This is a genomic window from uncultured Gimesia sp., from assembly GCF_963976445.1.
GTDB lineage: Bacteria > Planctomycetota > Planctomycetia > Planctomycetales > Planctomycetaceae > Gimesia.
Window position 1 is genome coordinate 75,288 of sequence record NZ_CAXBKP010000006.1, and the last position, 23,346, is coordinate 98,633.

At 43.9% G+C, this 23,346-nt stretch carries 19 protein-coding genes; 11 read left to right on the forward strand and 8 right to left on the reverse strand.

Annotation, left to right across the window (positions count from 1 at the left end; translation table 11 throughout):
* Window positions 1-22: 22 nt before the first annotated feature.
* The gene (locus tag AAC022_RS08665; protein WP_339730136.1) at window positions 23-1,597 is read left to right on the forward strand and encodes a hypothetical protein; all 1,575 of its coding nucleotides are present in this window, start codon (window positions 23-25) and stop codon (window positions 1,595-1,597) included.
* Window positions 1,598-1,615: 18 nt separating this feature from the next.
* Here AAC022_RS08665 and AAC022_RS08670 read toward each other — a convergent pair whose 3' ends face one another.
* Window positions 1,616-2,557, reverse strand: coding sequence for an alpha/beta hydrolase (locus tag AAC022_RS08670; RefSeq protein WP_339730137.1), 942 nt, complete (start codon window positions 2,555-2,557; stop codon window positions 1,616-1,618).
* A gap of 274 nt (window positions 2,558-2,831) precedes the next feature.
* Here AAC022_RS08670 and AAC022_RS08675 point away from each other — a divergent pair, with 274 nt between their 5' ends.
* Together AAC022_RS08675 and AAC022_RS08680 are read left to right on the forward strand one after the other, a co-directional pair.
* Window positions 2,832-3,944: a chemotaxis response regulator protein-glutamate methylesterase gene (locus tag AAC022_RS08675; RefSeq protein ID WP_339730138.1), complete on the forward strand. Its 1,113-nt coding sequence runs from the start codon at window positions 2,832-2,834 to the stop codon at window positions 3,942-3,944.
* A gap of 698 nt (window positions 3,945-4,642) precedes the next feature.
* On the forward strand, window positions 4,643-7,069 hold the full coding sequence (locus AAC022_RS08680; protein WP_339730139.1) for an ATP-binding protein: 2,427 nt from the start codon (window positions 4,643-4,645) through the stop codon (window positions 7,067-7,069).
* Here the strand turns inward: AAC022_RS08680 and AAC022_RS08685 are convergent, their stop codons facing one another.
* The 3 genes from AAC022_RS08685 to AAC022_RS08695 all read right to left on the reverse strand — a co-directional run bounded on the left by AAC022_RS08685 (window position 7,070) and on the right by AAC022_RS08695 (window position 10,652).
* Entirely contained in the window at window positions 7,070-8,047 is a 978-nt protein-coding gene (locus AAC022_RS08685) for an L-threonylcarbamoyladenylate synthase (RefSeq protein ID WP_339730140.1), read from the reverse strand.
* 229 nt (window positions 8,048-8,276) lie between these two features.
* Complete coding sequence (locus AAC022_RS08690) at window positions 8,277-10,160, reverse strand: S41 family peptidase (protein ID WP_339730141.1); 1,884 nt, start codon at window positions 10,158-10,160, stop codon at window positions 8,277-8,279.
* A gap of 213 nt (window positions 10,161-10,373) precedes the next feature.
* A complete protein-coding gene (locus AAC022_RS08695; RefSeq protein WP_339730143.1) occupies window positions 10,374-10,652 on the reverse strand; it encodes a carbon storage regulator in 279 nt (92 codons plus the stop codon).
* Window positions 10,653-11,319: 667 nt separating this feature from the next.
* Here AAC022_RS08695 and AAC022_RS08700 point away from each other — a divergent pair.
* Window positions 11,320-12,969, forward strand: coding sequence for a hypothetical protein (locus AAC022_RS08700; RefSeq protein WP_339730145.1), 1,650 nt, complete (start codon window positions 11,320-11,322; stop codon window positions 12,967-12,969).
* Window positions 12,970-13,127: 158 nt separating this feature from the next.
* The gene (locus tag AAC022_RS08705; protein WP_339730146.1) at window positions 13,128-13,970 is read left to right on the forward strand and encodes a hypothetical protein; all 843 of its coding nucleotides are present in this window, start codon (window positions 13,128-13,130) and stop codon (window positions 13,968-13,970) included.
* A gap of 23 nt (window positions 13,971-13,993) precedes the next feature.
* Here the strand turns inward: AAC022_RS08705 and AAC022_RS08710 are convergent, their stop codons facing one another.
* Window positions 13,994-14,659: a class I SAM-dependent methyltransferase gene (locus AAC022_RS08710; protein ID WP_339730148.1), complete on the reverse strand. Its 666-nt coding sequence runs from the start codon at window positions 14,657-14,659 to the stop codon at window positions 13,994-13,996.
* Window positions 14,632-15,555 carry a hypothetical protein gene (locus tag AAC022_RS08715; RefSeq protein ID WP_339730150.1) on the reverse strand — a complete coding sequence of 308 codons (924 nt, stop codon included), beginning with the start codon at window positions 15,553-15,555 and terminating at the stop codon, window positions 14,632-14,634. Before AAC022_RS08715 ends, AAC022_RS08710 begins: the two co-directional genes overlap by 28 nt.
* Before the next feature lie 297 nt (window positions 15,556-15,852).
* On the opposite strand from AAC022_RS08715, the gene AAC022_RS08720 reads away from it, so the two are divergent.
* The 6 genes from AAC022_RS08720 to AAC022_RS08745 all read left to right on the forward strand — a co-directional run bounded on the left by AAC022_RS08720 (window position 15,853) and on the right by AAC022_RS08745 (window position 22,193).
* Window positions 15,853-16,266, forward strand: coding sequence for a biopolymer transporter ExbD (locus AAC022_RS08720; RefSeq protein WP_339730151.1), 414 nt, complete (start codon window positions 15,853-15,855; stop codon window positions 16,264-16,266).
* Between the two features lie 5 nt (window positions 16,267-16,271).
* Window positions 16,272-18,515 carry a prenyltransferase/squalene oxidase repeat-containing protein gene (locus AAC022_RS08725; protein ID WP_339730153.1) on the forward strand — a complete coding sequence of 748 codons (2,244 nt, stop codon included), beginning with the start codon at window positions 16,272-16,274 and terminating at the stop codon, window positions 18,513-18,515.
* A gap of 158 nt (window positions 18,516-18,673) precedes the next feature.
* Entirely contained in the window at window positions 18,674-20,188 is a 1,515-nt protein-coding gene (locus AAC022_RS08730; RefSeq protein WP_339730154.1) for a carboxypeptidase M32, read from the forward strand.
* Between the two features lie 47 nt (window positions 20,189-20,235).
* Complete coding sequence (locus tag AAC022_RS08735) at window positions 20,236-20,802, forward strand: TlpA disulfide reductase family protein (protein WP_339730155.1); 567 nt, start codon at window positions 20,236-20,238, stop codon at window positions 20,800-20,802.
* A gap of 93 nt (window positions 20,803-20,895) precedes the next feature.
* On the forward strand, window positions 20,896-21,711 hold the full coding sequence (locus tag AAC022_RS08740; protein ID WP_339730157.1) for an alpha/beta fold hydrolase: 816 nt from the start codon (window positions 20,896-20,898) through the stop codon (window positions 21,709-21,711).
* A 101-nt stretch (window positions 21,712-21,812) separates the two neighbouring features.
* Window positions 21,813-22,193, forward strand: coding sequence for a rhodanese-like domain-containing protein (locus AAC022_RS08745; RefSeq protein WP_339730159.1), 381 nt, complete (start codon window positions 21,813-21,815; stop codon window positions 22,191-22,193).
* 113 nt (window positions 22,194-22,306) lie between these two features.
* Here the strand turns inward: AAC022_RS08745 and AAC022_RS08750 are convergent, their stop codons facing one another.
* Window positions 22,307-22,471 carry a hypothetical protein gene (locus AAC022_RS08750; protein WP_339730161.1) on the reverse strand — a complete coding sequence of 55 codons (165 nt, stop codon included), beginning with the start codon at window positions 22,469-22,471 and terminating at the stop codon, window positions 22,307-22,309.
* Complete coding sequence (locus tag AAC022_RS08755; RefSeq protein ID WP_339730162.1) at window positions 22,452-23,324, reverse strand: hypothetical protein; 873 nt, start codon at window positions 23,322-23,324, stop codon at window positions 22,452-22,454. Before AAC022_RS08755 ends, AAC022_RS08750 begins: the two co-directional genes overlap by 20 nt.
* Between the last annotated feature and the right edge of the window lie 22 nt (window positions 23,325-23,346).

A 23,346-nucleotide genomic window follows, 5' to 3' on the forward strand; every position in this document is an offset into this window, starting at 1 on the left:
ACCATTTTGAAAGACGCCTTGCATGTTTCGAGGGTCGTTAATTTTTACAAATTTTGCGTTAAAAAAAGACGTTTGTCTCAAAAGAACACACATTTTTCGTTTCGCCTGCATCGCCCTCGTGTTCATTATCTTGTTTTCTTCGTGGTTAACCAGTTCTCGCATCAGCTCACCTGGACTCGATTTTTTCACAAAGATTGTATGGCTTAATTTCTGGCTGATTACACTAGCTGGCATCGGATTCTTCTCAACTGCCATTACAGAAGAAAAAGAAGAAGAGACTCTTCCGTTACTCAAGTTAGCCGGTCTTAATTCACTTGGCCTACTCTTGGGAAAGTCAACTGTCAGATCATTCAGGGTGATACTGCTCTTGATGGGTCAACTACCGTTTTTAATGCTTGCAATTGCTTTAGGAGGAATCACTCCGCTTCAGATTTGTGCCACAATGGTAGCGATGATAGCTTATGTCATTTTAATTGCCAATTTTTCGTTGCTCTGCTCGGTCTATGCCAGACGCTCTGGAGAAGCAATTATTCTTGTGCTGATCGGCTTATTGATTCTGTTCTACTCTCCCACCATTTTAACAAAAATGTCGGTAAACCTTCAGTCGCGCGGATACCTTGCTGCAAACGAATTGATTCCTCGAAGTATCGAGGCTTACCAGGAAATCGGCCAAGAAATATCAGTGATCGAACGCATTAACATCATTCTGAGTACCGGATACTCAGGATCCGTGTTCAATACTCAGGTCACAAGCAATTGTTTGATTGGCCTATTCTGCTTTATCACTGCCTGGTTTATTTTTGAACGTTGTACTGTGACAGATCAAGTAAAAATAACGAAAAGAAGGTTACTGGGTCGTGAACAGAAAATAAGAAAATCCAGACCCGGCATACTGGCATTTTCCTGGAAGGAATATCATTTTGTAGCTGGTGGCAAAAAAAAACTGATCATCAAGTCCACCCTCTACTTCTCTGTAATACTCTTTGTAGTGGGAGGAGGATTATTATTAGATCAGTACTCAGATATGAATTTTGCTTTTTCTTTTTCCTGGAAAGAGTTGATGAATACATCCCTGTTATTGATGCTGATCGGCTTAATAGCAGAGTGCACAATCTACACCTCACGTCTGTTTCGCGAAGAACGAAAACTGAAAATGCTCCCGTTAATCACAATTCTACCACATTCATTACTACGCATCGTCTATGAAAAAATAGTCGGATGCATGATGGCGCTCATTCCGGTTGGCATGGCGATCGGCATACTGATTCTGATTGCACCAGACAGTCTTACCAATTTTTTAAATTCTGGTTTCAATTCGCTATTACTTTTATTTGGTATTCAATTCGTAGTTTTTCTGCACTTATTGGCTTACTACTCACTCATTGTTCGATGGGGGGCGCTTGCCTTTGCTATCGGTACGATTATTCTGGTTGAATCCTGTGCAACGCCTTTCCTGCAGATACTTTTTCTGCTGTTTCATGTCGCACTTGGTGAAACAGGAATTATTTTACCGGTATTCTATTTGAGCTTACTGAGCTGTTTTGTCTTACAGATTCTGATTGCCAACCGTTTACAGAAACTTGCTGCTGAAGAATAAACCAAGCATTCTGTTGAGTTATATTTGAGTGAAAGCCTTTCTTAAATTTTGCCCCGCCAGTTGAACTGCTTCAAATGCCCGATCATATAAATCTGAACGTCGAAAGAAGCCATGTATCATGTCTTCAAAATTTATGTGTTCTACTGAAATTCCTGACCGCTGCATCAGTTCGACGTACTGCACTGCTTCTGAATAAAGTGGATCATAGCCCGCCGTGATCACAACGGCATCGGGCAAACCACTTAGATCTTTACAACGCAATGGTGATGCATAAACTTCGCGGCCTGCTGACTCATGGGAAAGATATTGTTCCCAAAACCATTCCATAGCACGTTTGGTGAGAAAGTAATCAATCCCATATTTTTGATACGATTCTGTATCAAACTGATAATTCGTTACAGGATAAACCAGCATTTGATAGATGAGATTCAGCCTGTTGGATTGCCTGGCTTTCATCGCGACCGCTGTCGCCAGATTTCCGCCTGCACTATCACCACCAACAGCAATTCTCGTTGGATCAATTTCTAAATCGCCTGCATGGCTTGAAATCCATTCCGTTGCTAAATAGGCATCTTCAAATGGCACAGGGTAAGGATGTTCTGGCGCCATTCGGTAGTCTACAGAAATCACTTTACAGCCTGCAGTGCCTGCCAGATCCTGGCACAGACCATCATAAGCATCCAATGTGCCCATCACCCAACCACCACCATGAAAATAAACCAGTGCAGGGCATGCCGCAGCAGAATTCTCCGGAACCACTTCAGGTGTATAAATTCGGACCGGTATTTCTGTTTTATTCGCTGGAAGCTTGAGGTCCTCAATTTTTCTCGCAGGAAGATGAGGCTCTGGTGACGGGGAAAGCGTCGATCTGATGAGTTCTGGAGTCATCTCGTCAAAGGAAGGTAAGTCAGCTTTTGCTACTTCATTAAGGTATTGGGCCACTTGTGGATGGACGGGCATTTGAGTTTCCTTGGAGGGATTTATCTGCTTGGTGCTATAAATAAACACATTAGGTTATCAATCATCGATAACCTGACGAGCCAATTATAACGGATAAGCACTTTGTTCTAAAAATAGTCTGTATTATCATTTCAAAAAATAGCTAACTGTCTGCGATACTCATATTTCTTGACCTATTGTAATCAATAGAGCCCCTATATGTTAATTCGTGATTCTGCATCAAGTTTAACATTTTTTTAATCCTATTGTGTTATTCTCACAGGGAAGTAAAGCCATGACCCCTAATCCCACACGTGTCTTAATCGTTGACGATTCAGCCGTCATTCGAGGCTTGATTTCAAAGTCACTCGAACAAGAGCCTGAAATCATCGTTGCGGGAACTGCAATGAACGGGGAGCGTGCATTGAGCTGGATGGCTTCCAATCCAGTTGATGTCGTTATTCTCGACGTCGAAATGCCGGTCATGGATGGACTTACTGCCTTACAGAAGATTCAGACAGATTTTCCTGCTGTTCCGGTCATCATGGCCAGTGGGTTGACCAGCAAAGGAGCAGAAACCACCGTTAAAGCGTTATCACTCGGGGCTGTCGGCTGTGTAGCAAAACCTCAAACCGCAAGTGCTGCGGAAAGTATTCGTGTGCTTTCCCGTGAACTGGTAATGATGATCAAAGCCGTGGGTCCTAAAAATAGTACACGCCCTGCCCAAACTCGTCCTGGAACTCCGGCCCCCACTAATCAACAAGTACAAGCTCCGCGAAGGAGTGTTCCGGACAATCAGTTATTTACAAAAAAAATCAAGTTTTTTAAGCAACCCGAAGTCTTAGTGATTGGTACAAGTACAGGTGGACCTAAAGCACTTGCTGAGTTATTACCACAAATTCCAGTAGATTTGCCGATACCGATTTTGATTGTACAACATATGCCAGCAGGATTTACTGAAATCCTGGCGCAACATATCCAAAAAGATAGTGGCCGTACATCTGTTGAAGCAAAACACAACGAACCTCTGGAATCTCATAAAACTTATGTTGCTCCTGGAGGCAGTCATCTTTCCATTGGCGAAAAAAATGGCCAAAAAGTAACTGTGATCAATCAGGATCCTCCAGAGCATTTCTGCAGACCTTCCGTAAATCCCCTATTCAGATCGGCTGCTGAGCATTTTGGAAATGCGACATTGGCCGTGATGCTGACTGGAATGGGCGAAGATGGGATCGAAGGCAGTCACGACATTGCTCGTGCCGGTGGAACGATCATCGCTCAAGATGAAGCATCCAGCGTTGTTTGGGGCATGCCTGCAGCAGTCGCCTCTGCGGGCATAGCAGATAAAGTGCTTCCGCTCTCTGAGATTGCAGCAGAAATCAAGTCACAGTGCCTGGTTCGTGCATAATCCCATCAAGCAGTAAGCTGTTCTAAATCAGCATCACCCGCGTCTAAAATACCGTCACAATCGACACGCCTGTGCTGATCGGGGAATTTCAAATAATCACTCCAACAGTCGATTTATCGATTCTTCTACGGTTCTACTCAAGAGAAGTACGATACTTTAAAATGACCTGATAAAGGCTGTTTCTTATTTAGTGCTAGCCAGAAATTATCAGATTCACGACTATGATACCTCTCAAGAGAAAGCAACTTTGAATCCATCTGGTTGGAAGTAAAGCAAATACAATCTTCTACTTAGATTTCACCCTTGCCGAACTGAAAGAGTAGTTTTAGATTGCTGCAGCTTTTCAATTAGAAAACCAGATTTTTGTTGATCGCCAGTATCGTTCACCCCCCTCTGAACGGTGCTGGCGTTTTTTATTCCCCATCTCTCAACTGAACTCCAGGTAGAATTTCGCATCAAAGATTGATCTTTCTATCTGCCCCTCAAAAGCACTCCGCTCATCAAACGGAATCCACCTGCCTGTCATTTTCGCTGCAATCCCTACGCTCCATATTTAGTGAAAACCAATCTCATAATCTTGAACCAATAAACACATCTACTCACCTCTTAGTATCATTTTCAAGATACAGTTTGCGGGAGGTATATGCCTTCATGGCCAGATGGGGTTTGGTCCGTTCTTCATGAATTAAAGATTGTTAATGAAGCATCTTCCACTTCATTTTTCACATCAGTTTGTTAACCAGAGCCGACGCAATAATATATCCATGCAGAAACAGAAGCCATTTGCAAGAATCGCAACGAAATTGAGAAAATGGTCTATTGGTGACAGGCTCAAAATCGCTTTTGGCTTGCTGGTTTTAGTACAAGTCGTAAGTGGAATTGTCACTTTATTTCAAATTGCGAAGATCAATCAAGATATTTCACAACTTGTAAATGTTGAAGAACCTCTTGAAGAATCCATTCTCGAAATGGAGATCAAAGCGGGTGAAAGTGCGAGAGCCGTCCTAGATTATATACGCGACAGAAAACCAAAACATCTGACGAAATTAATCTCATCTCGTGATGGTTTTGCTGCAAACTTTTCTCAATATCAAAAACTCGCCAATTCGGATGCGGAACGGAATCTAAGCACTCAAATTTCTGAGCGATATGCAGACTATCATCAAATGTCAGCATCAATCATTCGTCTGGCCGACCAGAGAGATGCTGCGCTAAAAGTATTTGTGAATCATGTGAATCATATTAATCAACTTATTGATAATGAACGTGAAGAATCGAACGACGATCATTCTGATGATGGGATCAAAAAAGCTGCTGCTTCTCATAATATGGAAAAATATCTGAATATTGCTTTTGGTTCGATCGAGGAATATATCGTTAAACGAAATCAAAATTTAATATCTCGGATTTTTGAAGCAGAACAAAAATTCAAGATATTTGAAAGCAAATATCTTGAAGCGATTTCGAATCATGTTGAAAGACAGCGAATCAAAGAGATCGATACAAAATTTGCACAGGCAACTTCGTATGGAAATCAAGTCGTAAAAATCACGGATGAAATTGATCAGCTTCTGGGAAAATTTGAACAAAACCTTGATTCGATCGACAATCTACTCCACAATCAAGTCCATCCACTGATTCATGCGAGCACAGTAATCGCAACTCATGATGCAGATTCATCAATCCAATCTGCCAAAATGGTAATCAGTATTCTAGCTATTATTGGGACGATCTTCGGCTTATTTTCAGTCTGGATTATCTCGCGTGGGATTGTGGCACCGATTTTAGAGCTCTCAGAAGGCGCAGAATTGATCGCAGCCGGTAATGTAGAACATCGCATCCAAGTAGATTCCCAAGACGAACTAGGCCGTCTGGCAGATACTTTTAACCATATGGTTGAAGACCTTGTCATTGCGCATCAAGAGGCCGAAAAGGCTAGTCATATCAAAAGTGCATTCCTGGCCAATATGAGTCATGAAATTCGCACCCCCATGACTGCGATCCTTGGATTTGCAGAAATCATGCGACAGAACAATCATGACCCCGAAACCATGCGCCATCTCGATACCATTAAAAAAAATGGGGAATATTTACTTGAACTGATCAATGATATTCTGGACGTATCAAAAATTGAAGCAGACAAGCTCGACGTTGAAGCCATTCAATGCTCTCTCATCGAACTGATCGATGATGTTAAAACATTAATGGAAATCCGCGCACTTGATAAGGGGCTTGACCTGAGTATCATCATCGATGGAAAAGTTCCAAGCGAGATTCAGAGTGACCCCATCCGTCTTCGTCAGATTCTGATCAATCTGTTAAGTAATGCCATCAAATTTACTAAGCAAGGAAGTGTTCAACTGGTTGTCAGGGTCATCGATATTGATTCTGAAGACCCTGACTTACAGTTTAATGTCATTGATACCGGAATCGGAATGACGGAAGAGCAACTCGCACGATTGTTTCAGCCATTCGTGCAGGCAGATTCTTCAACAACACGTAAATACGGGGGAACGGGGCTGGGATTAACGATTTGCAAACGCTTGACTAACATTCTCGGAGGGGAAATATACGTTAAGAGTGAGTATGGAACAGGAACCATCTTCACAGTTACAGTGAAGATGGGAAATATTTACGATATCGAATTTGTAGACCAGCAAGCATTCAAATCTGAAGTGAATGACAGCTTAATGAACATAAATAAGAAAACGGATTTTGAGATGAACTACAACATCTTACTGGCAGAAGACGGACTTGATAATCAGAAATTAATTCATTTTTTGCTAACCAAAGCAGGCGGTAAAGTAACGCTCGCGGATAACGGAATAAGCGCTGTCGACCTGGCTCTAGAAGCACTGGAAAAAAGGCAACCATTTGATATCATTTTAATGGACATGCAGATGCCGGAACTGGACGGGTATGCCGCGACTAACCAACTTCGATCGAAAGGCTACCATCACCCGATTATCGCATTGACTGCGCACACAATGAGTGGCGCACGTGAAGAATGTCTTGCAGCAGGCTGTAATAGCTATGCAACGAAACCAATTAACCGTAGCCAGTTCTTTGCCACCATTCATGAGTGCGTTACAAAATTTCGCCAAAACATTGAAACGCCTCACTAATCAGGTTGCAGCAGCGCGTTCCAGTCGATTGTTGATGGTTCTTCCTAACCCTTCTTCCGGCATGCGCAACGCAATAATATGATCGACGCCCGCCGCATCAAGATTTCTTAAAGCGGTAAACAATCTTGCTGCAGCAATCTTCAAATCGCCCGAAGGAGACAGGATCTCCCGCGCAGAGAACTGACAGTCTTTTAAAAACGTCTCTTCAAGCGAGAATAAGCTCAACAGGCCCTTGCTTCCTTCTATTGGTACATCACTGAGTTGATCGGCGATCGTCAAACGAGTACGTGGTGCATAGTGTTTTGGCAACATACCAGGACTGAGTGGCGATTTTGCTTCTGCATGATCTTCAATCTGTGCAAGACGTACTTCTCCTACGCATCCTTCAATTTCTTCAAGCGAAATTCCTCCTGGTCTGAGTAAAACAGGAACCTCACCCGTACATTGAATGACAGTCGACTCTACCCCAACTGCACATGCTCCTCCCTCTAAGATGAGTTTGATTTCGCTTCCCAGTTGCTCAGCGACATGACTGGCCTGGGTGGGGCTGAGACAACCAAATTTATTCGCACTGGGGGCTGCGATTGGTAGTTCTGCAGCTTCCAATAACTGTCGGGCGATGGGATGTGCAGGAATCCGAATCGCAACCGAATCTAATCCGGAAGTGACCAGGTCTGGAATTTTTTTTCTTTTTGGCAAGACCAGTGTCAACGGACCTGGCCAAAACTGTTCTGCAAGTTTTCTAGCCTGCTCTGTTAATCCGTATGTGAGTTCATCCAGGTACTGGATATTAGAGATATGTACAATCAATGGATCGAAGTGAGGTCTCTGTTTGACTTCAAATATTCGGGCAACGGCTTCAGGGTTCAGCGCATTCGCTCCCAAGCCATAGACTGTCTCTGTTGCAAAAGCAACCAGCTCTCCCTGCCGAATCAAATCGGCCCCAGCTCCGATATCTCGTGTAATTTCGCACTTCATCTTAAGTCTTTAAAACATCTTTGATTAAACGAACTGTATTCCCAACGGTATCACGGACTTTCTCTTCTGGTTTCTGCTCAGTAGGTATTAGAAAAGACTCTCGCATCACACCGGTCTTGATACCCGGGGCAACCGGGAAAGCACATTGCCTTGTATCAGATCAGATAGAATACGAGAGTCTTGATTTTATCAGATATAGGTAATAACTCGATTCACAAAGGAGTTGAAATTAACCCGAAAATTGAAATCGTACTGGATTTCCCTGCTGCTGTACTGGCAAATTGTTTACAAGTTCGCCGGGTTTTTGGCTTAAGATTGCACTGACGCCTGCTTTAAGATCTCGATCAAGCGGGCCAATTACTTTCAATTCTCGTTCTGACATGTTGACATGAACATCAGGAGTGACTCCTGCCCCGGCCATTTCGCGTCCTGTTGGCGAATAAAACTTGGCAGTGGTTAACCAGAATGTTCCTGAAACAGATTGTAAAGGAAAGTGTGTCTGTACTGTTCCTTTTCCATAAGTTTTTCTGCCGATGATCAGTCCTCGGCGATTCTCCTGAACCGCAGCTGCAAATATTTCACTGGCACTGGCACTGTCTCCGTCAACTAATACAACAAGAGGCATTTTCCAGGTTTGTGTCTGGGTGGCTGACTCCACTGAATTATCGCCTTGATTTCTCCCCCGAGTAGAAACGATTTTACCAGACGGAACAAACCGATTCGAGATCGAAATTGCTTCGGTTAGTAAACCTCCCGGGTTTCCGCGTAAATCAAATACGAGAGATTTCATACCTTGTCGATGCAGGCTCCACAAAGCCTGATCCAATTCCTGAACGGCCCCTTCACCAAACTTTTCCAACCGAATCAAGCCGATTTTTTGTTGTGCATCAACCATTTTCACCTCACTGATGTTCGTAATGCGGATGGATTGGCGACTGAGATTCACTTTGGCATCTCGATCTCCCCTGCGAATATCAAGGGATACAGTAGAACCAGCTGGTCCGGTTATCAGATTTGCCACCTCATCAAGCGAGCGGCCCCTTAATGACTGTTGGCTGGCTCCTACAATCACATCTCCACGTTGCAGACCTGCCTTTTCAGCAGAACCACCTTTGAGAGTTCGCAAGATAACTGCCCCTTCGCGGTGCGTCTTCAGTTGAACTCCCACACCCACAATATTGTTGCCACCGGCATCAACACGAGGCCCTGACACACTTGGTGTAAATTCGAAACGCGAATGCTTATCGAGTGCTTCCAACGAACCATAGGTAAATTCGTAAATGACTGCGGTCGACTGTATTTGTAACTGACTTCCAGCGATATCTGCTGCCTGTCGTAACACCGTTACCGCTTCTTGAGCGTTACGAGCAGGGCTCTGGTCCATCAGTTGTTGCCAACTTCGTTGCGCCATTTGAATTCGTTCAGGTGATGCTGACACACGATTGACGCTCATAAATTGTTGATTTTCGACTGCAAACATCAGGTTCTGCAAAGACTTCTTTGTTCGTACATCATAGGAAGGAGGTTGAACATGACGTGAGTCAATCATTCGATTCACCTCCAGATAGAATGAGTATGCTTTTTGCGGATCGAGGTTCTGCATCGTTGCGACGACTGAAGGACTGGAGTACCGCTGAGATAATTTATTCCGCAATTCCTGATTCGGATCAATCGGATATTGATTGGGAAATTTGGTCTCGTACCGATCTCGATCATATTGAGGCACAGTCCGCTGACGTAGTTCCCGAATTAACTCTCTTAATTTCTGGCTATCGTTATCATCTTCAAAGGTATCTCGGGTTTGGCGCCTTGGAGATGAATACTGCCTCTCTCTAGAATCGTTTTCATATCGATTTCGAGGACGATCATTCTGTTGCCCGCCCCCATAGAATAACTTTTCTAATTTTGATTCATATTCATTTGGTCCGGATTCATCTCTTACCGGACGCTGCCGTTGATAACGCCGATCTCTGGAAGAGGACGGAGGAAAGAGATCTTCAAGTGAATAATTGGAATTTTGATCGTAAGACCGACGATCGAATTCATTCTGATAAGAATTGTATTCAGCTGCATGTGAAAGTGTGGTGCATCCAGACAGAAAAACAGCCGTCATCAGTATGACCATTCCCCATACAAAGAGACGAGCTGAGTTAAAGGTTTCGTTTTGACTAATTTTAAATTGTGATCGGTTCATGATCCCCTCCGAAATAAGTCGCCTGGCGACTCTTAAGTCCGGCTCATCAACTTCCTTTGTGATGGCTTAACGGAAACTATTGAATGAAATTAAATAACGGCTCACATAATATGTCCGTTCCACTTTAGATTATTAAGCACACTGAGCACTTAATGCCTGATCGATTTGAGTTGAAGTCGCAGAATCAATTACATCTGATTTGCTCGCCCCCTCAATCAGCTCACCGCGAACCACTCGAATGTTTTCAGGCGCATCAATCCCGATTTTGATAGCCCCTTTGCCCGTTTTCAAAATCTTGATCACAATATTGTCACCAATTTGAATTACTTCATCTCGTTTTCGTGTTAAAACTAACATCACAAAATCTCCTGTTATTGCTGACCACCAATATTCTTTCTTAATCAAAATCATATTGATGTCATCTGGTTATTGTTAAGTGGCTGAAATAGATACATAGCATTCGGTGTGCCAATTGAGCACCCGAAATCTCACTCTCGTCCCATACCCTTATAAACAAAGGTTTTTTGTCTTATTGTATTCCTATTTTGAACACCAGAAACTCAGGTAGCGAGTGTAACATTGACAACATACCAGTAAACGCTCCCAATTTTACAATGGATCAAACAATAATACGTCCATTTTATGATTACACTCAAATGCTCCCAGGGCACCAAATAATCGCCAAACTCACCCCATAACGGGAAAGCGAGCATAAACAGCCTGATCTAACAGTTGCAGCTGACTCTTTTCCAGCAATTCAGTATTCTCATTTCGATGACACTGATGGAATTCAAATGGAAAGAATCCCCTCTCAGCATGGTCTTGACGTAAATCGCAAAACCTGTAAACTTCGCCGCCTGGGATGGGGGCATTACAGCTAGAAGCTGCCTGATAAAGCAGGTCTTGCAATTCCCCCGTCAATCGCGAATCAGATCTTATAAAACGCGTCTACTATCAAAACGGGCCACAAGTACCTGTCATTATTTGATGATCATTCTGTTACCTAAAATCAACAGAGGGTTGTCATGGAAGACATTGGTTAATCAAGCCGTAGAATTCACGAGAAAGGATTGTGTGAATGTATTCCCGCTCCAGCCACACTACTTGGAATCAAAAAAATCGTAAGGGCTTCTTGTCCTGCACCTCAAATCATTTCATTGCACTCATGATTTTCGGAGTAACAACGACCTGCTTCAGCATCAGTGCTCCCGCACAATCTCCCAACGATACCAACAGCAAATTAGTAAACGATCTGCTTCGCTTGTTGGAAAAATCAGAGTTGGCAACGCGGGATCGGGAATACAAGCCTTCAGGCTTGGATCTTCCTCCAGCACCTCAGTTGAACACTTCACGTATCAATCTTAATGAGGTGATCGGCACACTTGAAAAGTTCTCAGCAGACAGTTCTGCTTTAGCAATCAGCCTGAACCGGGTTATGTATCAAGTACCTGGAGTTAGAGAGTATATGGCTGACGTTCTCAAAGTGAGAGCACGGTCATCAATTCTTGCAGATAGAATTCGTCGAGATAACGACTTAAATTTGATTGCGGCAGAATACGGTGAAATTGATCAACTGTGGAGAGTTGTCTCTCATCAGTTAGAACAAGTCCGAGGACTGGATCGAAATTCACAGAATTTGATCGCAAGTATGAATGCGTCTGATCGCAAATTAGGCGACCTGTTACAAACCGGGCCTCAACTGAAACGAACAGAACTCTTACGTCAAACTTCAGCGATTACGAATGCACTGAGCATTTTAGTAGAAGATATTGAAATTGAACTCTCTCGCGAACCCAAAAGATACGAACTGGTACGTGAGGGACAACAAGTTGAACAACGAATGGTCCAGGTTTCTAACCTGATTATTGACCGGCAGAGCTATGATTCCATTAAACGTGAGTACTTGGCGTTCCGTGATTCCTGGAATTCGTTTGCCACACACTTACGCCCGTATCACAACCGAATTTTAAATCGCGGAATCCAACGAGTGGTTCAGCAGGATCGATCGATTCAAGAATTGTTGTGGTTACCTCAAGATGGTGCCAACCTTCCGGAAATTGCTCATTTGACAGAATCACTAAAGCGGGACGTTGACGAATTTTTTCGCAGAGCAACACTGCGTCTCCTGATCAGTTTACCACCCGCAAATTATATCTCAACATCGGATGAATTTTACGGAACCGTAGAAAATCTGATTGATACGGTTAACCACAACGAGTCGACTAGTGATTTAATCACTTCATTTACGTATATCGAACAGTCATGGGTAGATTTCTCAGCTTTATTTCACACTGTAGAGAGCCCAGCAGCCCTGCAACTACTGGATAAAGTTGATAACTCAATCACTGCACTGCGAGTTGCATTACGAATTGAGGAACCATCAGACAGTCTTGATCTGGCTAAGCTTATTGTGTCTCTGGAAACTCAAAGTGCACAGCTTTCGATCATTGCCGAGCAATGGTTATCAACGGAATCGCCTTCTTTTAGGCGATCAACACAGACTGCGATTCAAGATTTCTCTAACACGGCACACGAGCTTCATCGAATAATTTTGGCGCAACCCAATGCGATGGTGCTGATCCGCACAAAGAGTACTGAACTCTTCGAAAGCTGGTTCAAGGTGCATGATAAAATTTCCCGATGCGAAACTCGTGAAAAATATCAGCTGCAGGAAGCTGCTGTCCGCATTACGCAAATGCTGATGGATTTGCGGTATGCCACAAAGTAAGTAAAATTGCGTCAAAGTAATTTCAAGGCCCTCATTTTTGAGGGCCTTGTTCTTGCGCAATGCAATACTCAGTTGAACTGTAAAAAAACGCTTATATCATTCAGCGATAAGAGATATACGAGAGATCTATACTTAGTCGAGGGCAAATAGGCCTTAAAATGAATGCTTCAAGTCCTTTCGAAGACAATCCACAATCCAGACAATCTGATCCATCAGATAAAAACGTTACCGATTGGGTCGATTACATCGTCGCTTATTTTGTTGCGGTGCAGCGTTACCTTCGAATTTCTTTTATGTCTCTCCACGCTGATCGCAAAGCAGCAATTGAAAAAAGAAGCACTCTATTTTTACCATTAGCAGGATTCAGTTTAGGCTTGCTCGTTTCTTTATTGCTGGCTCTCACTCAGTTTATATGGCCATTGGGAATTGCCGTCCTCTTAGTTGGCTCGATTGAGCTAGTGCTGCTTCGAACATTTGTTCCAGAGTCAATTCCTCAATGCCGAGAACTTCTAATCTCTAAAGTTTCGACTTCTGCTTCAGGAAATATTTTTGTTCTGACAATCGTTTTCATGCTATTACGTATGGCACTGTTTTATCAGCTTCTTTCTGAATCGATGTCACTACTCACCCCCTGTATTTTGATCCTGATTTCGATTTCGTTAGGTACCTGGATCATTCCTTTTTCCATCAGCTTCGCTGTAGCACACGATGAAAAAGCCAGATGGATCAACCCCAACCATCCATTGACGAAGAAACAATTAGGTTATGGCAGTTTATTTTTGATTCCATTGTTCCTGCTGGGAACATGGTCCTCATTGAGTTATTTTGCACCAGCGCTGATTGCTACTGCAGTTCTTACGTACTGGATTATGAGGAAGCTCGAAGACCACGACGTCGAAATAACGGACACACACATCGAGGGGCTGGCATCTCTGGCTCAGGTTGTTTTTCTTTTAGTCTGTACGATCGATTTCTCGTTTCTCAAACAATTATCTGAGTAACTTGCGCAGTGAATCATCAGGTGTTAATCCCGCTGCCTCCATTCTGCCCGCATCAGGCCCCGATCAAACTCAACCAGTTCTTTTAACCTAAAGCCATGCTGCTCAAGCATCTCTGACGGATCGATGAGTTTCTGGGCTTGGATCTGGGCCACGAATCTGAAAAACACGTACATGATCTTGATCCATGCAAATGCTCTGATCCGTTGATAGATCCTGCCTGAAATCTGAAAATCTGCATACAACCAGACTGCATTCGTGCTACAGGAGGCTGCTATCTTCGTGATACTGTCATTGAGTGACTGTTTGTCAAACACATCTAAAAAGAAATTGGTCACAACCAAATCATAGTTCTCATCTGGCATTGTCTCGCGCGTTAAATCACAGCAGTAAAACTGCACGCGGCGTGACGCATCTTTAGAAAATCCCTCTAAGCGTTTTCGTGCCAATTCCAGCATCGTCTGACTGGAATCAAGGTAGTGAATTTGTTCACAGTCACAATGCTGAAGTAATTCAAGCAGAAAAAGACCATTTCCCTCACCCACTAATGCAATTTTTTTCGCTGGTGGCAAGCGTTTGATGAATGCAGTCCTGCAGCGTTGCATTTGTTTGTTGAAGATGATTTTTTCCAGTCGCTCAAAATAAGGAGCGACTCGATTGAAGTTCATGCCGTCATACTCAAAAAAATCCATGGCGTGAATAATGCCAGATCAGCTAAAACGGGTTTCAATTGAGGCCTGATAAGACAACAATCGAGGACCAGTAACAATACAGAACTCGATAACAATGACAGCTCGAATACTGGAAACAACTGTAAGGAAACCGCGATACAACAAGCAATCACCTGCAAACCGATAAACCAGATCAACATCGACTGAAATCGATGGATTCGATGGGGGTGTCTTGTAAAAAAAGTCACCTCGCCCACCTGCTGATCAGATAAAAATTCGCAACGGGAAATCAATAGACAATTCAAACTGCACAAACCAAAAAAACAAACAAAAGTCCAGACAAAATAGTAATTCCAGTCAGCAATTTGAATCAGAATAAAAAAATGAGTGGCGGAGGAAAAAAATAAACCGACCAGCATTTCCCGAGGGAGCAAGCCTCTTGCTAGATTAGGAAAATAAAAACAACACAGATAGTAAAGTGATAACAACGCCAGTAAACTAACGCCCCAGATAATTTCGGTTCTTCCCAAATGAAGCCCCAGGTATAGAATTGAAGAGAGGGCCACCACTCCCCAGATACACATCAAAGGTTTGAAATACATTGACGTGAACAAGTGACGGGGAACCATACAAGGCTTAGCAGGCGTTCGAATACTATCCAGCAGTCGATCCCCAGAATACGCTAACCAGGTAACGCTGAATAAAACAAGATAATGCTGGAATCCAATCCTGCTTGAATTGACTGAAGAAAGACACCAAAGCCAGATGACCCCCACAAAAGGCGCATCAAGGCTAAGTGAATTGATGAGCAAGAGCGTCTTTTCAAGCAATCCCCTGGCCCCACTTTCAGAAAGTGAATTTGCAGGTGGGCAGGAAAGGCTGGCTGGAGCAGTCTGTTCAACGGTATTGGATGCCATTTCTCCTAACACCTGAATAATAAAGAACTTTTGGCTGTATTATCATTCTGAATCTCTATCGAGATCTTTGAAGGACTTGAGAATCACCACGACAGGCTCGTGGAATCAATCATGAAAGTCAACCGGTTTCTCTTGCTATTGTGTTATAATGTATTGAAATTTAGAGAAGGCTGGACCAGATTCAGATGTTGAACCAGATACAAGTCTTCGAATACAGTATAATGACAGATCAATGTTTCGCCAAAAGCAGGGCAGACCGTTAATCAGACTGCTATCGTCCCTACCAGGAATGTTATCATGCCCTTAAAAACGGGTACTGTCGAAGAACCAAAACTCGATTTAACACCTATGATTGATATTGTCTTTCTACTGATCATTTTTTTTATGGTCGGTACTCAATTTACCGAAATGGAGCGGCAATATGACATTAAGCTCCCTACGGTCACTGATGCCAAACCACTGACGAATCTGCCTGATGATATTATTGTGAATGTTCAACAGGATGGAGAAATTACTGTGAATGGAGAACAGAAAAGTCTGGCAGAATTAGAAACGGCACTAGAAACAGCAAAGCAAAATTTTCCAGGTCAGTCTGTCGTAATCAGGGGTGATTCAACGGGGCCTTATCAGAACGTGATGAATATTTTAGAGATTTGTCACCGAGTCAAAATACGTTCTGTCTCTTTGGCCAATCGATTGAGAGACGAATAAGTAACATGAGTGATCGAATTCATAATCTGATCGAAAGAACTCTGTCCGGTCGCGATATTTCGTTTGACCAGATCCTATGGGGTATATTAATCCTGGCCGCCATTTTTGCATCGATTCATTTGCTATCGATGCTCGTGACACGCTGGGGAGACAGTAATGCCTCATCTAAAGCACTGCTCTTTTCAATTATCGTCCATCTTTCATTATCACTGGGAGTCGTGACATTCTGGCCAGACTACGGGCCCCAATCATTGGCCAAAACTCAGCCGGACCAAGATAACATTGAAATTAAACAAATTCTGGCTGAGAGTACTGAAACGATAAAAAACAAGCAAACAGGAAACTCCCCCGTTTGGGAACAATTATCGACTCCTGAAAAGCAGGAATTATCCCGAATTGATTTGACCCGGCCAGAATTTTCACCTTTGATGGCTCCTCCTGAAAAAGAACGACCTCAGGAAATTTCCGAAATGCCGCTGCCGGATGTTGTCTCCAAAACCGATCTTCCGATTACCCCAGCGAAAGTGAATGTTAAAAGTGTGAGCCCAAAGCGGATTCAGTCTCAAGCGCCGCTTGAAATTTCCGACGTCACTGCTGAATCGCGTGCGGAAGCCTCTGTCCCCTCGACATCAAATATACGCAGCAAGATGGTACGCACCGGGCAAACGAATCAGAAAATCGAGCGCCAATCAAGCCCTGGAGCCGTTGATCGGATCCAGCCCACTTTCAGCAACGAACAAAAAACGCTTGCCTTAAATGCTCAATCTGACCCTAAATCCACACTGAAACGCAATGCCACGGAGAATATGCTCCGCAAACGAACCGGCCCTGCCCCTTCAAATCTGGAATTGGAAACGACGGGGGTTGAGTCAGCAACCCCTTCTGAAGCCAGTGCGAATGTGTCGCCCACGGAACCACGGTTCACAAGAAGAAGATCTCGAACCATGCGTTCCGTTTCAGAGGGAACCATTCAACGTTCTGCGCCACAATCGCCAGCAGGGAAAGCGAACCCAAACTCCGAACGTCTACTGGCAGACCGTAGCAGTCTGCCTCTGACAATCAATCGAGAGGGACTGCGACCGGATGCGTCTCGCCCCAATTTCAATGCAGTTTCCAATCGTACAAAAGCAAACATCCCGGCAACATATCGACTAAGAAATTTATCGAAACGGAAAGAAATTGCTCAAAAATTTGGTGGGACTGAAGAATCAGAGAGAGCAGTTGAAGCAAGTTTAAAATGGTTAGCGACCCACCAGGAACAAGCCGGCTTCTGGGATGCAAATCGGTATGGGGCAGGCAAAGTCAGAATTGACGAACAGGGGATAGACCGACGGAGTGCCGGAGCCCAGGCTGATGCGGGATTAACAGCTTTGTCAATCTTAGCTTTTCTGGGTGCAGGCTATACCCAGGAAGAAGGTCAATATTCAGATAATCTTAATCGTGCGATTCAATGGATGGTCAATCAACAAAGACCTAATGGATTCCTTGGCGGCGAAGCGACGCATTATGCTCGAATGTATTCACACGCAATGGCAACCTACTCACTGGCCGAAGCCTATGGATTGCAAAACGATCCAAAATCGAACCCAAAGCTCCGAGAAGCAATCGCACGCGCGATCTCATATATTGTAGAAAATCAGAATCCCTATGACGGTGGCTGGCGGTACGTTAAAGGTCAGAAAAGCGATATGAGCATGTTTGGCTGGCAATTGATGGCTTTGAAAAGCGCCGAGATTGCAGGGATTCCCATTCCATCGGATACAAAGCAACTGATGGTGAAATTTCTAAAAGAACGAAGCCTCGGGAAAAATAGTGGTTTGGCGACATATCGTATGGTTGAGCCATCAACGCCACCTACGCGCGCGATGACTGCCGAGTCATTATTTTGTAAGCAAATGCTGGGAATCAGAAGAGATAATCCGTCCTGTACCGAAGCCATCCAGTTTATTTCAGAACGCCCACCACGTCGCTCAGAATATAACCTATATTATTGGTATTATGGAACATTAGCCATGTATCAATATGGTGGTAATCCCTGGCGAGAATGGAATGAAGACCTGCGCGAGTTACTAATATCAGAACAAGTGATGCATGGTTCCAATGCCGGGAGCTGGGACCCGCGTCCCCCATGGGGACCGTATGGAGGGCGGCTTTACTCAACAACCCTGAGCACGCTTTGTCTGGAAGTTTATTATCGTTTTTTGCCTCTCTACCAGATGGGAGGACGGTATGATGATGCCTCTCAGTAGTCATCATCGTCAGATCAGTTAAACCCTTGATCTGGTCCATTCCCTTTACGAAGAATCAGCCTCAGCTGGTTGTGACAGCGATTCAGTTCCTGACGAAAAAACCTAACCTCATTGAAACCAATTCGAATCAGACTATTTTCCGTAGAAAGAATTGATTGATGCATGCTTCGCCCCAAGCATATGAAGAATTAGTCACACGACTCAAAAAAACAGCTTTATTGTCTTCCTGCTCAGCTGTTCTGGGATGGGATGAGCAAACTTATCTCCCGCCTGCCGGAACAGAACTCCGTGCCAATCAACTTGCGTTAATGGCAGGAATGATTCATGAACAGGCCACCAATCCTGAAATTGGAAACCTGCTACAGGAACTGGAAGACAAATCTGAATTTGGTGATGACTCATTCGAGCAGGCAAATATCAGAGAAGCTCGTCATGAATATGATCGTGCAACAAAGCTTCCACGTCGACTGGTCGAAGAGCTTTCCAAGGTCGCCACACTTTCGCATCACGCTTGGGTCGATGCACGAAAAAAGAATCAGTTTCAGGATTTTTTACCCTGGCTGGAACAAATGATCGACCTGAAGCGAGAGCAGGCTTCAGCCATCGGCTATCAGGGAAATCAGGCCTATGACGCTTTGCTTGATGAATATGAACCAGGAACCACATCCGAGATGATTGAGCAAGCCTTTGTGCCTCTGCGAAATGAACTCGTTGCATTAGTTTCGGCGATCAAAGATTCTGGTATCACCCCTGATATCTCTATCCTGACGCGAAAGTATCCTGTTGAAAAACAACGCGAGTTCAGCATCTCTGCAGCAGAAAAAATCGGGTTTGATTTTAACGCCGGCCGATTGGATATTGCAGCTCACCCTTTCTGCAGCGGATTCGGCCCCGGAGATTGCCGTCTCACGACACGATATGACGAACACCACTTTCCCGGCGCCTTCTTTGGAACTCTTCACGAAGCCGGTCATGGAATCTACGAACAAGGATTAAGCCAAGAACATTTTGGGACCCCTGTGGGCAGTTTTACCTCACTGGGAATTCATGAATCGCAATCAAGGATGTGGGAAAATCTGGTCGGACGAAGCCGCGCGTTCTGGGATCATTTTTTTCAACCCGCTCAAACACTGTTTCCTACAGCGCTGGCCGATGTAAAGCAGGAAGAATTTTACCGAGCGATCAATGATGTGCGTCCATCTTTTATTCGTGTCGAAGCAGATGAAGTAACTTACAACCTGCATATCATGCTGCGTTTTGAGCTGGAAAAAGCATTGATTTCGGGAGATCTGAAACCGGCCGATTTAGAAGCTGTCTGGAATGAAAAATTCTCCGAGTATTTTGGGCTCACTCCCGATTCTTCAGCCAATGGGTGTCTACAAGACGTTCATTGGAGTGCGGGACTAATTGGCTATTTCCCGACCTATGCCCTGGGTAATATGTACGCCGCCCACTTTTTCAATGCAGCAGAAAAAGATTTGGGAGACCTCAGTGCACTGATTGCTAAGGGAGAATTTACTCCCCTCAAAGAATGGTTAAACCAAAACATTCACAGCCAAGGCAAATTATACAGAGCGAATCGCTTAGTTGAAGTCGTTACAGGAGAAACACTCTCCCATGAACCGTTAATCGACCAGTTACAAAATAAGTATAGCGAACTCTATAATTTGTAATGCAATGTGCCCTGTTGCAATAAACGTTTTTTCCAGAAAGAACATTCATGGCCAATCAAAGTATGAAAAAAGATTTTCTATTGGCACTGGCTTTGGTCGTTGCTGGCACAATATTATTTTCGATCATGTTTGGCTTTCCTCTACAAGCACCTCCACAAGCGGGAAGCGGCACTCGAGCACAATTGAAGGTGGGAGAGATTGCCCCTCCAATTCAAGCCGCAGGCTGGGTGAATGGCGACCCTATTCAGAATCAGGGTTTAAAAGGGAAAGTGATCGTAGTCGATGCCTGGGCAACCTGGTGCTGGCCTTGCCGACAGCAAGCACCGCATATCGTCAAGACTTATCAGAAATTCAAAGATCAGAACGTTGCTTTTATTGGCCTGACTTCAGACGGAGAAGATCTGTTACCTGAAATTCGTCAATGGCTGAAAGAAACAGACATCACCTGGCCAAACGGGTATGGCGCGATAGATTCTCTGATTGCATTTAAGGCAGATACCATTCCTCAAGTCTGGGTCATCGGCACTGACGGCAGAGTGGTCTGGAATGTGGATTCAGAATCCACAGAATCTTTAGAGCAAGGTATCAGCCGGGCTTTAGGACTGGCACCGTAATATTTGAACTGAAATTTTGAACTGAGACTCTTCATCGAACAATGTTCGATCGGAGAAATGACTTTAGCGGTTCCAAGATAATAAGGGTCAATAATGGGCCAAGAGTTGATTGATCAGACAGTAAACGGCATCAAAATGAAAGTACTTGTAGAGGGCTCTGGTCCTCCTCTGCTCCTGGTGCATGGCTTTCCGCTCAATCATCGGATGTGGCAGTCACAAATCGAATATTTTAAAAATGAGTTCACAGTCCTCGCTCCCGATTTACGTGGTTTTGGAGCAACGGAAATCACACGGGGAACTGTTACGATGAAGCAGCATGCCGAAGATTTGCACATGCTCTTAAACGAACTGAATGTCGAAGAACCCGTCATTTTTTGTGGTCTGTCCATGGGGGGATATATTGCATGGGAATTCTGGAAACATTTTCCTGATTCCTTGCGTGCATTGATTCTTTGCGACACACGCGATGGCTCAGATACAGAAGCAGGAATCAACAATCGGTTGAAAATGATTGATCTCGTAATGAAACACGGACCAGAGTCGATTTCCTCATCCATGATTCCGAATTTGATCAGCGAATCTTCTCATCAAAATTATCCTGATATTGCTAAAAACCTGATTCAAATGATTGAATCGACAGATCGTGAAGGGATCGCTGCCAGCCAGCGAGGCATGGCAGAACGAAACGATTTTTCGGAGGAACTTCGTGGTATTCAAATTCCGACATTATGCATTGTAGGAAGTGAAGATCAGTTGACGCCTCCCGACGTGATGAAAACAATGAGTTCTCAAATACCCAATTCAAAATACACCCAAATATCTGGTGTTGGCCATATGGCTCCAATGGAAGCACCCGCTGAAGTAAATCAGGAATTTCACCATTTTCTTGTTTCTTGTCGGATGAATTAATTTGAATTAAATCCATCATGATTGCACAAATATTCTTTTTAATTTCGTAAAACGACTACACTCAAATAAATGGGCCACATCTGCGCGATAAAGGACAAAACATGGCTAAAAATCATTCCCAACGTTTTCTGGATATTGTTGATGACGCAAAATCACGAGTTCTTGAATGTACGATTCAAGATGTAAAAATACGAAAAGAAGAAGGGGAAGAGTTCCTGCTGATTGATGTACGCGAAAGCCATGAATTCAGCACAGGAAGAATACCTGGAGCAAAACATATCAGTAAAGGAATCATCGAGCGCGATGTTGAACAGCTGATTCCGGATGCTTCTACGCTCTTGATCCTCTACTGTGGTGGTGGATTTCGTTCTGCTCTGGCAGCAGACAACCTGCAAAAAATGGGGTACACACAAGTGATCTCAATGGATGGAGGATACAGTGGCTGGAAAGCTGCGGGCTACGAAATTGAATCTGGATCATAATAGCTCCTGCACATCAACCAAGGAGTGCCGATAAATAGTTATCAGGTCTCACACAAAAAAAGCACTGTATCTTAATAAAGACAGTGCTTTTTTAATCGACCTTTAGGAGCAAACTAGCCACCCAGCTCCCAATTATAGCTACCTAATTCCATGACGAGGAAGACGATTCCCAATGTCAAAGCCATTAAGGAAACAAACAGCAGTCCTACATAAATATTCGGGCCACCCGATTCTCCTGCGGCAGCTTTCCCTTTTGATTTAGAGCTTCGAGTTGACATGGTCACCTTTCTCAATCACACCATTCTTGGCGGCGTCTATTACAGTCCCGACAGCATTATCAGGATTTACATATACAAGTTCAATCTTACCGAGATATTTGGGACGATTACCATTCGCTTTCGTGCCGAAGCGATAAACGAATAATTGATGACCTTTGCTGAGCCCATCGTCACTTCCCAGTGACACTTCAACAAACTTGGTTCCGTTCCGTTTATCCTTTTTCGTATTGATAATCAAACCTTCCACAGCTGGTGGCGGTGATTGCATTCCAGCAATAGCAGGGTCTTTGGGATCAATCCCCAGATTAGCAACGATTTTATTTAAGTAGTTGAGCTCTTCCAGAACTGTATTGTGTTTGGCGACCAGATTCTTTTCACGTATCGATTGGGTGAAAACGTTATCTTCCAGATTTTTAATCTTTCCGCGTAACGTATTGACTGTATCATGCAGCGTTTTATTCACAACTCGTTGTCGACCTGATTCCTGCCGTCGAAACTTTGCTTCTTCACCAGTCGTTTCAGCCTGGGCGACTGCGGAGTCTCTTTCTGTTCGCACCGTTTCCAACTGATTCTGATTTGTCTTATACTGCACCAGCAGAGCATCATTTGCGACTTTCGCTGTTTCTGCCTGGCTCAAAGCATCCTTGATTTTCTGTTCCGATTCTATTTTAAAATTACTGTACTCGGACTCTAATCCGTTCATGTTTTTTTGCAGACTGGCTACATTGTCCTGGAGTTTCTGACTCTTTTCGCGCCAATTGTTTTGAGCTGTGTAAACAGCTCCAGCAAAGCCCATGAAACAGACACTGAGCACTACTTGAACGACGACCAGTACTTTGCCGACAAACGACATCTAATCGCTCCTGATACTAATT

Coding starts and splice junctions, on each gene's coding strand:
- AAC022_RS08710 (WP_339730148.1), bottom strand. CDS start 14,659: ATGGATTTTTTTGAGTATGACGGCATGAACTTCAATCGAGTCGCTCCT.
- AAC022_RS08705 (WP_339730146.1), top strand. CDS start 13,128: ATGAATGCTTCAAGTCCTTTCGAAGACAATCCACAATCCAGACAATCT.
- AAC022_RS08755 (WP_339730162.1), bottom strand. CDS start 23,324: ATGTCGTTTGTCGGCAAAGTACTGGTCGTCGTTCAAGTAGTGCTCAGT.
- AAC022_RS08665 (WP_339730136.1), top strand. CDS start 23: ATGTTTCGAGGGTCGTTAATTTTTACAAATTTTGCGTTAAAAAAAGAC.
- AAC022_RS08730 (WP_339730154.1), top strand. CDS start 18,674: ATGCATGCTTCGCCCCAAGCATATGAAGAATTAGTCACACGACTCAAA.
- AAC022_RS08700 (WP_339730145.1), top strand. CDS start 11,320: ATGTATTCCCGCTCCAGCCACACTACTTGGAATCAAAAAAATCGTAAG.
- AAC022_RS08745 (WP_339730159.1), top strand. CDS start 21,813: ATGGCTAAAAATCATTCCCAACGTTTTCTGGATATTGTTGATGACGCA.
- AAC022_RS08715 (WP_339730150.1), bottom strand. CDS start 15,555: ATGGCATCCAATACCGTTGAACAGACTGCTCCAGCCAGCCTTTCCTGC.
- AAC022_RS08725 (WP_339730153.1), top strand. CDS start 16,272: ATGAGTGATCGAATTCATAATCTGATCGAAAGAACTCTGTCCGGTCGC.
- AAC022_RS08670 (WP_339730137.1), bottom strand. CDS start 2,557: ATGCCCGTCCATCCACAAGTGGCCCAATACCTTAATGAAGTAGCAAAA.
- AAC022_RS08690 (WP_339730141.1), bottom strand. CDS start 10,160: ATGACGGCTGTTTTTCTGTCTGGATGCACCACACTTTCACATGCAGCT.
- AAC022_RS08680 (WP_339730139.1), top strand. CDS start 4,643: ATGAAGCATCTTCCACTTCATTTTTCACATCAGTTTGTTAACCAGAGC.
- AAC022_RS08735 (WP_339730155.1), top strand. CDS start 20,236: ATGGCCAATCAAAGTATGAAAAAAGATTTTCTATTGGCACTGGCTTTG.
- AAC022_RS08675 (WP_339730138.1), top strand. CDS start 2,832: ATGACCCCTAATCCCACACGTGTCTTAATCGTTGACGATTCAGCCGTC.
- AAC022_RS08740 (WP_339730157.1), top strand. CDS start 20,896: ATGGGCCAAGAGTTGATTGATCAGACAGTAAACGGCATCAAAATGAAA.
- AAC022_RS08685 (WP_339730140.1), bottom strand. CDS start 8,047: ATGAAGTGCGAAATTACACGAGATATCGGAGCTGGGGCCGATTTGATT.
- AAC022_RS08695 (WP_339730143.1), bottom strand. CDS start 10,652: ATGATTTTGATTAAGAAAGAATATTGGTGGTCAGCAATAACAGGAGAT.
- AAC022_RS08720 (WP_339730151.1), top strand. CDS start 15,853: ATGCCCTTAAAAACGGGTACTGTCGAAGAACCAAAACTCGATTTAACA.
- AAC022_RS08750 (WP_339730161.1), bottom strand. CDS start 22,471: ATGTCAACTCGAAGCTCTAAATCAAAAGGGAAAGCTGCCGCAGGAGAA.